Raw genomic sequence first — 14599 nt, 5'->3', positions numbered from 1 at the left:
TTACTTTTTAGGTTGAAGAAAGATGGCTTGATAACGACCATCATACTTAATCAGAACACCATCTTTCTCGTCAACATTCAACGCTGTGGGTCTTTCATAAGGAATGAGTTTTATGCGGAAATGTCTGTTCTTCAGCATTCCCGGAAAGTTTCCTTTTCTTTCTTCTATTGTGAGTTTTTTATTGCTGTCTGTGTAGTGAAATTCAATGGTTGAATACAATCCTTTCTCATAATTATAATTCAACCCTTCATCTTCATACAAAGTGAAGCTGCCATCTTTGCCGCTATATACATACAGCGTAATGGTGTCAGCCGGTTTCTCTGTTGTGTATTGCAGCTCGGGCCCGAAGGGAATAATAGAACCCGCTTTTACAAAAACAGGCATTCTTTCATAAGGAGCATCAGCAATAATTCTTTGTCCGCCTTTGTACCATTTGCCTGTATAGAGATCATACCATCCCGCAGACTTTGGCAGATACACTTCACGGCTTGTTTGTTTGTATTCGCAAACAGGATTGATCAGCAAGGAAGAGCCGAACATGTATTGATCTGCAATGTTCAACACTGCTGTATCTTTTGCAAAGTCCATCGCCAGTCCCCGCATGATGGTATAATTATCATGATAGGCTGCACCGGCCAGTGAATAGATATAAGGAAGTAACCGATACCTCAGTTTATTATAGTAAAGAAAACTTTTGTAGGCGGCATGATCATCGGTCGCGATGTTGAATATTTCCCGGTAAGGGAATTGTCCATGTGAACGGAACAAAGGAACAAATGCACCAAACTGGTACCAGCGGGTGTTCAGCTCTCTCCATTCTTTCAAACTTTCAGCATCGGGTCTTTCAAATTTTTCAGGCACTACAAAGCCTCCAATGTCCATAGTCCAATAAGGAAGTCCTGACATGGAGAAATTAACTCCTGCAGAAATCTGGTTCTTCATGTCAATCCATGTAGAACCAATGTCCCCACTCCATATTGCAGCAGCATAACGTTGCGAACCGGCAAAGCCTGAACGTGTCAAAAGAAAAACTCTTTTATCCGGATCGGTTGATCGTTGCCCTTCATAAATTCCTTTTGCATTTTGTAATGGATAAGCATTGAGATATTCTGCTGCACTGCCTAATGCCGTTGGCGACATCTGCAGCTTTCTTTTTTCAGGATCAACATTGGAAAGAATATCAGGTTCGCTTGCATCCATCCACCACGCATCTATCCCTTTGCTGTAAATTTTTTTGTTGATCAGATCCCAAAAACCTTTTCTCGCATTTTCATTGAAGGCATCGTAAAAAGTGGAGATATAACCTTTGGCGATCCAGTCCCGCTGGCGGTCTGCAATATTTTTTTTATAGAGCCATCCCTTTTTATCAAATTCATTGTATGCTGAAATTCCTTCATAAAATTTTGGCCACACCGAGATCATGATCTGCGTATTGTATTTTTTGTGCAATACATCAATCATGCTATCCGGAGAAGGAAACCGTTTTTCATCAAAATCCTGGCTGCCCCATTCAGCTTCCCGCCAATAGCTCCAGTCCAGTACAATATTGTCTATTGGAATTTTTCTTTTTCTGAACTCGTCAACAGTAGTAAGAATTTCATGCTGTGTTTTATATCTTTCCCTGCTTTGCCAAAAACCTAAAGCCCATTTTGGAACAATCGGCGCTTTGCCTGTAAGCGTTCTGTAACCCGAGATCACTTCATCCATGTTATTACCATAGATAAAATAGTAATCAACCTGCTGGCCGGCTTCTGATGAAAAACTAAAGCTGTTCAGTTGTTCCTCACTCAACGGTTCCTGCCATTTCAAAGAAATATAGGATTCGCCGCCTTCAGGTATCCATTCAATTTTGATAGTTGTTTTTCCATCTTTTTTTAAATGGAAAGGGATCAATGCAGGCGCAGGGTTCCATGCTTTTCGCCAGTGATCCAATACCAATTTTCCATCCAGCCAAACTTTTAGCGACCCGCCAAATATGAACCGCAACTGATGAAGTCCTGAAAGATGGCTGGCAAGACTGCCTTCCCATGTTACCATTCCGTTTTCTGCTGTAAACTCTTTGGGTAGTTTAATTTTTGATTCACCCAGAAACTCCATATCAATGGCTGTTTCCGCTCTTTCAGTAATGATGTCCCGGGGTTTTTGTTTGTCGTTGGCATAAGAAGCCGTAAGCCAACCGGCTTCGCCATTTTTTGAAAAAAGCTGAAGTGAAGAGAGTGGATGAAGTGGCCTTGTATCACCCACTTTGGTAAGTGAATAATTGTCCCAAAGGATGCCATAATTTTTACTTGAGACAAGGAATGGAATCGCCACTTCTGTGTTGTTCTGAAAGAAGTTGACCTGTTGACCACGATAATTTAAAACCCCATCCTGGTGCTGGCCGAGCCCATACCATGCATCATCAGAAGTGGTTTGAAAAGTTTGCGTAAGGTTGTAATAACGTTTACCATCAAATACGGCGGGCTGAAAACTGCGTCCTGCAATTGGTTTTTCATCTATTATTTTTTTGCCATTTGTATCCCAAAAAGAAACCACTCCTGTTTTGAGATGGATAATAGCAGTAAGTGTCTTCGTTTTTAAAGTCAGCTTGTCTTTGGAAGGAACAATATTCCAAACGATATCAGACCTTTTATTGTGAACAACAACTAAACTTTCAGTAGAAACATTTTTTTTGCCGGGTGAAGCAGTTACTCTTATAATATTATCTGACACCACTTCAAGTTTAACGGCATGGGAAGTGCCGGTAAAAACCGGGTCAGTAAAAACAATAACGCCGTCTTTTGTTTGAATGTACGATGGTGGTTCTGCCAATAAGACATTAAAAACACAAGCAAGCAGGAGGCAAAGCAGCAGCAGTCGTTTTTTCATATAAAGCAATCTTTCACTTGAAAGAATATGGTAAAACTACTGCTACACCTCCCGAAACGGGGGGGTCAAATGTTGCAGATCAGGGACTATAATGTTGCAAAAAGCTGATTTTCATCACGCCTTGTTCAAACACGGAGGCTATCAGGTGTTATTGTCCTGCTTATTGGTATTATATTGGGAAGGTAGCACTCTGAATTTATCATTAAAAATCAGGTCAGGTTCTTTGCGTTATTGAATCCAGTCCATATGCTATTTTGTCAATAGACATTCTGCCTACCGGAGCGGTATTAGCGAACCCGAACTACTTCTGATAAATGTAATAATTATTGATTTTGATGAGCCTTGCCAACAGAGGTAGCCTTTAAGCATCCTTTGGCTTTTGATTGGTAATATATTGCGAAGGCAAAACCTTGAATTCTTCTTTAAAAGCTTTGGTGAAGTTCTTCGGGTTGTTGAATCCTACTTCGTATGCTATTTCAGCAACCGACATTCCGCTTTTTTCCAACAATTGGGCAGCTCTTTTTAAACGGATAGAACGGATAAACTCTATCGGCGTTTTGCCGGTTATCGAAAGGATCTTTCTATACAAGGTGACACGGTTCATATACATATCACGACTAAAATCCTCAACCGAAAAATCAGGGTTATCCATGTTTTTTTCCACCACCTCCAAAGCCTGTTTCAGGAACTTCTCATCAACAGGCGTTATAGTTACTTCGCCGGGATTGACCTCAATTTGCTTTTGGAATCTCTTCTGCAATAATTTTTGCTGAGCCAGCAAATTCCTGATGCGTGACGCAAGGATTTCAAAAGTAAAGGGTTTGGTGATGTAATCATTCACGCCGGCCTTTAAGCCCTCCAGTTGTTTTTCTTCACTTCCCATTGCTGTAAGCAGGATGACGGGGATATGGGCCGTCAGCGTTTCGGTTTTAATTTTCCTGGCTAATTCAACTCCGTCCATTAAGGGCATCATAATGTCGCTTACCACAAGATCAGGGTTCAACAGTTTTATCTTTTCCCAACCTTCTTTTCCGTTCGTGGCCTCTTCAACATGGTATAGTCCTTTCAGATTGTCTTTCAGATAAAAGCGAATATCTTCATTATCTTCCACCACTATTATCATTTTCTTCTTGCCGCCTCTCTGGCTTTCTTCAAATTTTATTTGTTCCGTTTCCTCTGCCGGTACCGGGATAGTTGCCGGTTGGGTTGAAGCCTCATATATTCTTCTTGCAGGAAGTAAAACTGTAAAACATGTACCCTGCTCGGGTTCACTTTTTACAGTTATAACACCGTTATGCAGTCTTACAAACTCTTTTGTGATAGCCAGGCCAATACCCGTTCCCTGGTTCACCATGCTTTCAGGAACATCTGTTTGAAAGAACCGTTCAAAAATCTTTTCATGCTGACCGGCAGGAATTCCAATGCCAGTATCTTTTACTTCTATGGCAAGCGTTCCATCACCTTCATTATTTTCTGGCGGGTTATACACCAGGTTGACGCTCACTATTCCATTATCATGTGTATATTTGAAAGCGTTTGAAAGCAGGTTGAATAAAATCTTTTCAATCTTATCCTTGTCAAAAAAAATTTCGAGAGTGTCAATGTTAGATGAGAATGAAAACTGAATCTTTTTCTTTTCGGCGATATCCATAAATGAGTGACTGATATCCTTACTAAATCCGACAATGTCTCCAATTGAAGGATGCAATTTTACTTCCTGTACTTCCATCTTCCTGAAATCGAGCAATTGATTTACCAGGTTCAATAAGCGTTTGGCATTCCGTTGCACAAGGTTTAATTGCTTTTTCTGTTCTTCATCTGCGCTTTGCTTGATAATCTTGTCAAGCGGAGCAATGATCAGGCTTAAAGGTGTACGGAATTCATGACTTACATTGGTAAAGAATTTGGTTTTTAACTGTTCCAGCGCATGTGCTCTTTCTGCTTCCCTGCGTTGTTGCTTTACTTCAAAGCGCATGTGTATCCTCTCTAATGTAATGCGCCTGGCGAGTAAAAATAATCCTGTGGCGATCAATGCATAAATAATATATGCAATAGGGGTTCGCCAAAACGGAGGGGCAATATTTATACGCAGCGCTTTTTCTTCACTCCACTCCCCGTTATAACTTAATACTTTTACTTTCAACGTATAATGGCCAGGGTCAAGGTTTGTATAGGTGGCTCTTCTCAGGTTGCCATCTGCATACAACCAGTCTGAATTAAATCCCTCCAGCATGTATGCATATTTATCGCGGTTGCTCTGGTCAAAATCCAGCGAAGCAAACTCAATGGAAAAAACATTTTCTTTATATTTCAGATCAATATTTTGAAGCCGTGATAATGATTGTTGCAACAGCACACGGTTATTGATCAATTCTCCCGGTTCTACACTTTTATTTAATATTTGCAAACTGGTAAAAACAATTTTAGGGCGATAAACAGGTTTTAGAATTTTATCCGGATTAATAATATTAAAACCCGAAGGACCGCCGAAAATCAGTTCGCTTGCCCGTGTTTTGAGCGCTGCATTGTCATTGAATTCACGGTTCTGCAGATTGTTTGTCTCATCATAAATAATGATCGAAAAAACAAAACCGTTTTTGTTTTGTTTCGGAATAGCATTACATAATCCGTTAGGTGTAGAAAGCCAAAGTGTCTGATGATTGTCTTCAAGAATATCTAATATCATATTATCGGGCAACCCATCATCTGTAGTGAATGTTTGAAATTCTTTTGTTTGCACATTAAACAAATTCAAACCTTCCCGGGTACCTACCCAGATTCTTCCCTTGCTGTCTTCTGTAATACAGTTTATATTATTGTTGCTTAAACTGTTTTTTTTATCATTGTTGGCCTGGTAAAAGACACGGGTGGCTTTATTTTTTTCAAAACTGGTAATTCCTCCGGATGTGCCAACCCATAAATTGCCTTTCTTATCCTGCAGAATGGATGAAATATAATTGGAGGGCAAAGGATCTTGCGGTCCTCCCTTGTTTTGGTAATGTTTAAAGTGGTTTGTCTTTCTATCATAAAGATCTAATCCGCTACCCAAAGTACCGATCCATAAATTCTGCTCCCGGTCTTCAAATATTTCCCACACATTATCATTCGACAGGCTCAAAGAGTCATTATCATTATGCCTGTAATGTGTGAACTTCTTTCCATCGAAGCTGTTAAGACCGCCGAAATAGGTTCCTATCCAAAGAATACCCTCATGATCTAACCAGAGGCTTACGATTACATTATTGCTCAGGCTGTTTTTGTTGTTTGGATCGTGCAGGTATTGTTTAAATGTATTTTGTGTCCTGTCAAAAAAAATCAATCCTCCGCCATTGGTCCCAATCCAGATATTACCGGATTTATCTTCAACAAACCGGTTGACATCGTCGTAAGGAAGACTCTTTGCATTAGACTCCTGGTGACGATAAAGCGGAAAAAGCACAATATTACTATTCAAATAATTCACTCCCTGTTTATAGGTTCCCAGCCAGATAATTCCATTATCATCTTTGTACATTGCTCTTATGCTATTTTGACTCAGGCTCCTTGGATCTTTGGGATCATTGAGAAGATAACTAATGCTGAAGTTGTGTCGTTTGTCAATAAGGTTTATACCTCCATGATCCGTTGCCACCCAAATCAAGCCGTTGTTATCCTGAACGATTTGAGTTACAAGGTTTGTGGTTAATCTTGAGGGAAATGAATTTTCATTAAACTGCCTGATCGAATTATACTGTGGCTGAAAAAGAAAAACGCCCTTATTGAGGGCCCAGAGCCAGATGTCTCCGTCATTGTCTACAAAAAAATTAAAAGAATTATTTGCTTTGTTCAAATTTTGCAATGCAGCGCTGGAGAAAATGAGCTTGTTTAAATTTATATCGTATTGCTGCAAAAATCCGTTCTGATAGAGCAGCCATAATTTCCCATCCTTTGTTTCTTTAATGGAAATAATTTTTCCAGAACTATTCAAGCCGAAGTGCTGCCTGAAAGATTTTGCCTTTTTATCTGTAGCGGAATACAAGTACAGATCAGCGTTGTCGTAAAGGAACCAATATCTCCCGTTGCTTCCTCTTGCAATATTGGTTATTGGCCCCGAAGGCAAACCGAGAGATTGCAGATAGCCATAATAATCAGCATCAAATTTCTCTGAATGTGAATTATAAATACAGGCTCCCCCATTTGTTACCAACCACATCCTTCCATCGGGAAGTTCATAAAGCGACTGGACGCTATTATCCAATAGCGATGAACTGTCATTGTAATTTTTACGAAATACCCGGCTCGAATATCCATCATAGCGGTTAAGGCCAGACATAGTACCAAACCATACAAAGCCGTCCGAATCTTTCAGTATGGCGCTGACCTGGTTATGTGAAAGGCCTGTATAGGTGTCTAACCTGGAAAAATTATATTGAGTACTTTGAGCAAAAGCAGAAAGCGAAAGTAATACCAGCACAATCCAAACAGGGAAACGCATCAAATCGATTTTAGCTTTGGAAAAATTTTGCAGTCTTTAGCATAGGTGCCCGGATTTATATTCGCACAAAAATCGGAATAAGTTAACAAAATGAGAGGGATTATCGAATTTTCCTAATGGAATTCAACTCAAGTATATAAAATGTAAAACGGGGAATGGAAGGCCGTACATGTTAACTGGTCATTTACAGGGCATCCAGGTGCGGTACAAGGTATAATGTCCTAAGTTTTTAATTTTTGAATCGCCGTAAAATCAAAAAGGCTGCCTCCTATTTTGAGGCAACCTCTCTTTTTTCTTATCAGGCGAAAACTTTTGCAGCAAGAATAAATTCATTGGGATGAAAATTCCATGGAAAAGCTAAATAAAATTTATTCCTTAATTCTATTCCTGTTTTAATTCTAATACCACCACCGAAAACGGCGGAACTTTCACACGCAATGTTGAACTGGTTAAGCTGGCGCCTGCAAAGCTTGCAGGTTTTATTTTGTCCGGGTTTTCAAAACTGTTATAGTTCTGTAATTTATCCGAGGTTAAAATTCTGCCGGTAACTGTTTTATAAGCCGCACCATTAACGTTGATGGTAATCTCCTGTGCTTTATGGGCGTCAATATTTACCAGTGAAATATGCGTCAGTCCATTTTTATCCTTAGACGCCGAAGCAGAAACAGCGGGTAGTTTCTCATTACCCACCTGGTAATTGTTGGTTGTTACCTTCAATGGCAACATCATCGCATCCTGGTGCACGTTGTACATTTCCATTACATGATAGGTAGGAGTAAGAATTAATTTTTCTTCCTTAGTAAGAATGACGGCCTGTAATACATTCACAATTTGAGCCAGGTTGGCCATCTTGACCCGGTCGCAATGATTGTTGAAGATGTTTAAGGTGGCGCCAGCGATCATCGCATCACGCATCGTATTTTGCTGGTATAAAAAAGCGCCATTGGTGCCGGGTTCCACATCATACCACCCGCCCCATTCATCCACCGCCAATGATTTTTTCTTTTGCGGGTCATATTTATCCATAATAGCGCTATGCTTCGTAACCAGTTCTTCCATCAGCAACGCTCTTTTCATCGTAGTAAAATATTGTTGCTCTGTAAAGTTGGTCGCCGATCCTTTTTTGTTCCAGTCAATAACTGCATAGTGATGCAAGCCCAACGCATCAAACATACCAGCGGGCAATTCTTTCATCAATACTTCTGTCCAGTGATAATCATCATCCGATGCGCCGGATGCAATGCGGTATAGTTGATAATCGCGGCTCCCGTTGCTCATGAAGGTGGCATACTGGCGATAGACGTTGGCATAGTATTCCACTTTCATATTGCCACCGCAACCCCAGGCTTCATTGCCCAGCCCCCAGAATTGTACTTTCCATGGATTCGGTCGTCCATTTGCTTCCCGCAGATCTGGCATGGGGCTGCTGCCATTAGGATGTGTCGTATATTTTACCCAATCGGCTAATTCCTGTGGAGTACCACTGCCTACATTACCACTCAAATAAGGTTCAGCGCCGAGCAATTCGCACATATTCAAAAATTCATTTGTGCCAAAACTGTTATCTTCTTTCACATTGCCCCACCAGATATTAAGCATGGAAGGACGTTGCTTTTTAGGACCAACACCATCTTTCCAATGATAGGTATCGGCGAAGCAACCGCCGGGCCAGCGCAGCACCGGGACTTTTAATTTTTTTAATGCCTCGATTACATCCAGTCTTACGCCATCCTTATGCGGAATGGTTTTATTGGTATCGCCTACATATAAGCCACCGTATATACAATGGCCCAAATGTTCGGCAAAATGCCCGTAAATGTGTTTACTGATCGTTTCTTTTGCCTTCGCAGCATCTATAGTAACCTGGGTTTGCGCAAATGTGCATATTGGAATGAAAACAGCAAGCTTAAAAAGATTGAATCGCATAAAATATTTTTGTTTCTAAGAGTGATGATTTATTTAAATAGTAATTGTGCAAAATTGTACAGGTTATTTCTCCATACCGGCCATGTATGTCCGCCGGGATATTCGCTGTATTGATATTTAATACTCATCTCATCAAACTTTGACAGCATGATCTTACAGTTGTTGTAAGCAATATCTTCTTTACCGCCCATGGCTACCCAAAGGCTTTTCAGGTTGCTATTGATCATAGCAGCATTAGCTTTCATAAAATCATATTGTGGATTGGAAAGTTCCGGTCGATTGCCAAACCAGCCAGAGCTGAATACCCCGAGATAAGAGAACATGTTTGTATTTTTTATTCCGGCATACAAAGTTTGTAAGCCACCCATTGACAACCCGGCAAGTGCCCTTTTCTTTGCATCCGTTTCTGCACGGTAATTTTTTTCGATAAATGGTATGACTGACTGCTTTAATTCATTTTCAAAAGCTCTCAATACATTTTCGTTAAACCCCGCCAGGCCGCCAGTTCCCATATTACCATCCGGCATTACCACCAGCATTGGCTTTGCTTTATTTTCCGCTATGAGGTTATCAAGAATCAGATCTGTTTTGCCCTGGGTAGCCCATCCTCTTTCATCTTCTCCCCCACCGTGCAGAATGTAAAGAACCGGGTATTGCTCGCTTACATTTTCATCATAGCCTGGCGGAGTGTAGATATAAAACTGCCGCCATGAACCAGTGACTGGCGAATAATACTTTTTAATCCTGATATCTCCATGCGGCACATCTTTCAATGAATAATAACGATCGCCCTGAAACGGTATTTCGATACCGCTGGCCATGCGGCCCATACCATAAAACGTTTCGCTGGCAGGGTCAGCAATAGCCACACCATCTATCAATAAAGAATAATAATGAAATCCTTCGCTGATTGAATCGGTCGTTACGATCCAATATCCGCCGGTATCTTTGGCCAGTTCATATTTTTTCCCCAGATCAATTTGCACCTTTTGTGCGTCAGGTGCCTTCACACGGAATACAACACGGTTATCGGGTAAGATTTGAGGATACTTGGCTGAACGTGTATTGGTAGAAGCAGGAGTACCTAAAACTGTATATTGGGAAAATGTAGAAACATCCACAGGTTTAAAAAGAAACTGGGAAAACATATATAACCCGTTTTTCCATACTTTAAAATCATGCACACCAGGCTCGATGTAATAAATATGCGGAACATCCTGCTGTCTTAAATACTCATGTGTTCTTTTACTGAATGAAATCAGGCCGTCATTATCGCCACATGAAATCCACAGTAACCTGAGTTTCTTTTTCGTTTCCTCCGGGTTGGGAACTAATTCTCTTGGAGGTTTCGTATTGGGAGCGGATGAAAAGCCGCCTACCCATGCAAACTTGTCAAGATTACCTAAACCAAAATTTAAAGACTGACCGCCGCCCATAGATAAACCCGCAATGGCCCGGTGCTCCCTGTCTGTGAGTACAGGATATTTTTTTTCAATGAAGGGAATTAAATCATTCAGCAAATCTTTTTCAAAAGTGGCAAAGGCTTGTACCCTGGCGCTATCAAAAATATTGCCGCCTGCACGATCATCTTTCATGGCTCTGCCATTGGGCATCACAACAATCAGCGGCGCTATTTTATTTTCTGCATAAAGGTTATCTAAGATCACCTGTGGTTTGCCTCCATTAAGCCATTCTTTTTCATCGCCACCAATCCCATGCAATAGATACAGTACAGGATATTTTTTTCTTTTTGAAAAACCCGGCGGCAGATAGATCAAACTCCTGCGGGTTGTTCCAACTGTTTTTGATACATAACTAACTGTATCAATTCTTCCGTGAGAAATATCCGTTCTTATAGAATCAAATCCTTTTGGGGCCTGCTTTTCCAAATTCCCCGAATATGCGCCGGTAGCATCCCTATTAGTTCCATTTCCGGTTATAGTGGCACGGCTAACCCGCTTATTTTTTTCGTCAGTGGCCGTCACAATCTGTGCCCCGGCTGAAGCAATAAGAGTGAAAAATAAAAATGCAAGTAAAAGCCTTTTCAAGCGAAGCTTAAAGGTGCGGTGAAGATTCTTGTTCATAAAGCAAGTCGTTTTGATTAAAAAACAATAACAGGGGCCAGAGTTCGATCCCTGACTTTACCATACATGATGCTAAGCTAATGGGGCTGTTATGCAAAAACTTCCAAAATTGAACTGCGCTGAATTTTGTTAAAATTGACGGGATTCATATCAAGGCCTTGCTCCGTTCCAATCATAAGTCGAACGTGTGACCGTATATTCCGTTCAATTGAATCAATAGTGCCACCCCCTCTTGCAGGCGTATTGAATAGCGTTGCCTGCACTGCAAAAAGTGTCGAATATTTTTTTAAATGAGGAATTAAAATTGGGTCGTGATTATGACTCCATAAGTAAAATAAAGAAGTATTATGCTCAAACGCAAACATGCTGTGTTGCTTTTCAATCATATGCACGACAATTCTCCGGGGAAAATGCGTTAGCCGATCCCTTTAAACAAAATTATCTTTTATCGCCTCTCAGCCATTCCATGAAAAAGACTTTATTTTACACAAATCCGACCTATTACCGGAGTTTCAGTTAGCGATTGTATATGAACAGGCGACTATTAAAACACAGCTTTTCTCTTCTGCATATAAATTATGCAAAGCTTGATACACACTGGAATTATTCTAATGTGTTGAGTCCATATTACCGCATTTACCTGATTGATGAAGGAGAAGGATACATCTCCGGTCAAGGGAAAAAACTAATCCTCAGACCAGGGCATCTTTATATTATTCCGAGTTTCACTGTTTGTACTATGAAATGCCCGGTATACCTGGGCCAATATTTTATTCATTTTTTCGAAGATTCACCCAACGGCATATCCCTTTTTCATAACAACCGGACATTAATCCAGGTCAAAGCAACCGGCACTGACATTGCCAATGTAAAAAGACTATTGCAAATCAATCCCGGAAGAGGTATTAATCGTTCAGATAATCCAAAGGTATACGAGAAGAATATTTATTATAAGGAATATGAAGAACTAAACAACAGCCAAAATATGGCCAATTATCTCGAAACGCAGGGTATACTATTGCAACTGATCGCCCGCTTTGTCGATAGTGTCCAGTTTGAAAATAAAACGCCTGTCGCCATCCCATCAAAAATTTTGGAAGCAATATCTTTTATTCAGCTTAACCTCCGGGAGCCATTAACAGTAGCTCAACTGGCTCAACGGGCCAACCAACATCCGGATTATTTTTCGAGGCAATTTGCCGGGTACACTGGCGATCGACCCCTGATATATATTCATCAGAAAAGAATTGAACGAGCGCAATACCTGATAACGACTACTCTTATGCCATATACGGAAATTGCCGAGGCTACAGGATTTGAGAGTCTCCCCTATTTTTCAAAAGTATTTAAGAAATTGACGGGAACCACGCCCAATCAGTATCGCAAGGCGCAACGATCAACGAACGCATGATGACTTCATTGGAGCGATGCCGGATAACTTTTTCATTTACTTGCTATATTTTGGAAAAACGAAATAACGGGGATATAACCGCCTAAATGATCAGGAGACAACTTTAATGATTCTATCCTGGGCAATTAAAGCAACATCAACTTACTATGAAAGAATCCTTATCACATTTGCATACGTCAATTCATCAGAAGTTTTTTCAGGTAAAGAAACCATCAATGCATTTTCATTTCTTTCAAATGTCAATGATTGTTTAGTTGGCAACCACTCTACTTTTTGAATTTCTTTGGTAAAATGGGGGCTGTTCTTTCCCAGACTTTTTATAGTAAGTTTCCCATCTTGCGGCCAACCCATTGCAGTAGCATAAAGCACATCGCCTTTCACATTAAAGCGAATATCTTCATGCGTAAATGGTTTTCCTTTCCCTTCGTTAAAACCCTGATTGCTAAGTTTTGCCGACGCTTCCTGTGCAGGTCCTTCACCAAATATTTTCCATGGTCTTGTACCATAAATGCTTTCGCTGTTTGCTTTCATCCATGTACCTATTTGTTCAACGATCTTTCTTTCTTTTTCATCGATGGTCCCATCAGCACGAACAGGTATGTTCAACATTAAATTGCCATTCTTACTTACAATATCAACTAAACTATGAATAACCGTCTTTGCTGTTTTGTAACTGTTGCGGTCATAAATTCCACGGGCATAATGCCAGCCTCCAATGCAGGTATCGGTTTGCCATGGCAATGGTTGAATTTCGTTTGCCTGTCCTCTTTCAATATCCCAAACCATAGCTTTACGCTGACTTTCATTTAACATTTTTCCATTGAGCACTGCACGAAGTTCTCCATGTTCTTTAATGCTCTTGTTATACAAATGTGCAGCAATGCGTAAGCCTGCATCACTAACAGGCCAGAACGGAAGTTGATCATCATCGAAATAAACAACATCAGGATTGTATTTGTTGATAAGGTCTATAGTGCGGTTATAAAACTTTCCGATGTATGCTTTGCTGGGCGGATACGTACCATTGCCCCAATCCCATTGCTCGGTGAAATTACCCTTTAAACCGCCGGGGCTCAACGGATGATTTTGTGCATATAATTCCTGCGGGTCCAATCCTTCCCACCATTTTCCCTGCCCGACTGCGTCATTCAGGCGGGCTTTGCCATCTGCTTTTGTAAGTTTTCCATCATAAGGGATGCCTGCATATTGACCGGTTTTATCTGCAGCTTGCGCCAACTCATACCAGATCCATGCGTGTGATGCATGAACACTCACGCCAAAGGGAAGTCCATTGTTCCTTGCTGCTTTTGCCCAACCGTCAATCAAATCTTTCTTTGGGCCGATCTTAGTCGAGTTCCATTGTTTCTGATACTTACTATCGTACAGATCAAAGTTGTCGTGGTGATTGGCCATGGCCATGAAATATTGTGCACCCGCATTTTTATACAAACTCACTAATTCTTCAGGGTTCCAATTCTGTGCTTTCCATTCGTTGATCACATCTTTAAATCCAAATTTTGAAGGATGCCCATATTTTTCAAGATGGTATTTGTAATGATCACTCCCTTCTTCATACATACCACGGGCATACCAATCGCCATGTTCCGGTTCACATTGCGGTCCCCAGTGCGCCCACATACCAAACTTTGCATCACGAAACCATCCGGGTGTTTTATAGTTCTGTAACGATTCCCACGTGGGTTTGAATGGTCCTTTTGCAATCGACTCGCCTGCATAAGACTCATCAAATAAATTATTACCCAATGCCTGTGATAACCATAAAGATGGCAAAGTAGCGGCCATTCCTTTGATCAATGTTCTTCTTTTCATATTTGC

Annotated in this window: 6 protein-coding genes; 1 reads left to right on the top strand and 5 read right to left on the bottom strand. The window is 40.7% G+C overall.

Features of this window, described 5'->3' with window-relative positions:
* The 4 genes from P2W73_RS01145 to P2W73_RS01130 all read right to left on the bottom strand — a co-directional run bounded on the left by P2W73_RS01145 (position 1) and on the right by P2W73_RS01130 (position 11352).
* The gene (locus P2W73_RS01145; RefSeq protein WP_276500133.1) at positions 1–2868 is read right to left on the bottom strand and encodes a glycoside hydrolase family 31 protein; all 2868 of its coding nucleotides are present in this window, start codon (positions 2866–2868) and stop codon (positions 1–3) included.
* A gap of 361 nt (positions 2869–3229) precedes the next feature.
* Positions 3230–7342 carry a hybrid sensor histidine kinase/response regulator transcription factor gene (locus P2W73_RS01140; RefSeq protein ID WP_276500132.1) on the bottom strand — a complete coding sequence of 1371 codons (4113 nt, stop codon included), beginning with the start codon at positions 7340–7342 and terminating at the stop codon, positions 3230–3232.
* 381 nt (positions 7343–7723) lie between these two features.
* Complete coding sequence (locus P2W73_RS01135) at positions 7724–9268, bottom strand: alpha-N-arabinofuranosidase (RefSeq protein ID WP_276500131.1); 1545 nt, start codon at positions 9266–9268, stop codon at positions 7724–7726.
* Positions 9269–9297: 29 nt separating this feature from the next.
* Positions 9298–11352 (bottom strand): alpha/beta hydrolase-fold protein, encoded by a 2055-nt coding sequence (locus P2W73_RS01130; RefSeq protein WP_276500130.1) that lies wholly within the window; start codon positions 11350–11352, stop codon positions 9298–9300.
* A gap of 529 nt (positions 11353–11881) precedes the next feature.
* On the opposite strand from P2W73_RS01130, the gene P2W73_RS01125 reads away from it, so the two are divergent.
* Complete coding sequence (locus P2W73_RS01125) at positions 11882–12763, top strand: AraC family transcriptional regulator (RefSeq protein ID WP_276500129.1); 882 nt, start codon at positions 11882–11884, stop codon at positions 12761–12763.
* A 144-nt stretch (positions 12764–12907) separates the two neighbouring features.
* Here P2W73_RS01125 and P2W73_RS01120 read toward each other — a convergent pair whose 3' ends face one another.
* Positions 12908–14593 carry an alpha-L-fucosidase gene (locus tag P2W73_RS01120; protein ID WP_276500128.1) on the bottom strand — a complete coding sequence of 562 codons (1686 nt, stop codon included), beginning with the start codon at positions 14591–14593 and terminating at the stop codon, positions 12908–12910.
* Positions 14594–14599: the final 6 nt, after the last annotated feature.

Origin of the sequence: Terrimonas pollutisoli (assembly GCF_029360765.1) — a bacterium.
GTDB classification, from domain to species: Bacteria; Bacteroidota; Bacteroidia; order Chitinophagales; family Chitinophagaceae; genus Terrimonas_B; species Terrimonas_B pollutisoli.
The sequence above is the reverse complement of the archived record's forward strand: the minus strand, read 5'-3'. Positions and strand labels throughout refer to the sequence as shown.

Bases quoted from the DNA above. Each gene is read 5' to 3' on its own strand.
- P2W73_RS01135 (WP_276500131.1), bottom strand. From the start codon at position 9,268: ATGCGATTCAATCTTTTTAAGCTTGCTGTTTTCATTCCAATATGCACA.
- P2W73_RS01125 (WP_276500129.1), top strand. From the start codon at position 11,882: ATGAACAGGCGACTATTAAAACACAGCTTTTCTCTTCTGCATATAAAT.
- P2W73_RS01120 (WP_276500128.1), bottom strand. From the start codon at position 14,593: ATGAAAAGAAGAACATTGATCAAAGGAATGGCCGCTACTTTGCCATCT.
- P2W73_RS01130 (WP_276500130.1), bottom strand. From the start codon at position 11,352: ATGAACAAGAATCTTCACCGCACCTTTAAGCTTCGCTTGAAAAGGCTT.
- P2W73_RS01145 (WP_276500133.1), bottom strand. From the start codon at position 2,868: ATGAAAAAACGACTGCTGCTGCTTTGCCTCCTGCTTGCTTGTGTTTTT.
- P2W73_RS01140 (WP_276500132.1), bottom strand. From the start codon at position 7,342: ATGCGTTTCCCTGTTTGGATTGTGCTGGTATTACTTTCGCTTTCTGCT.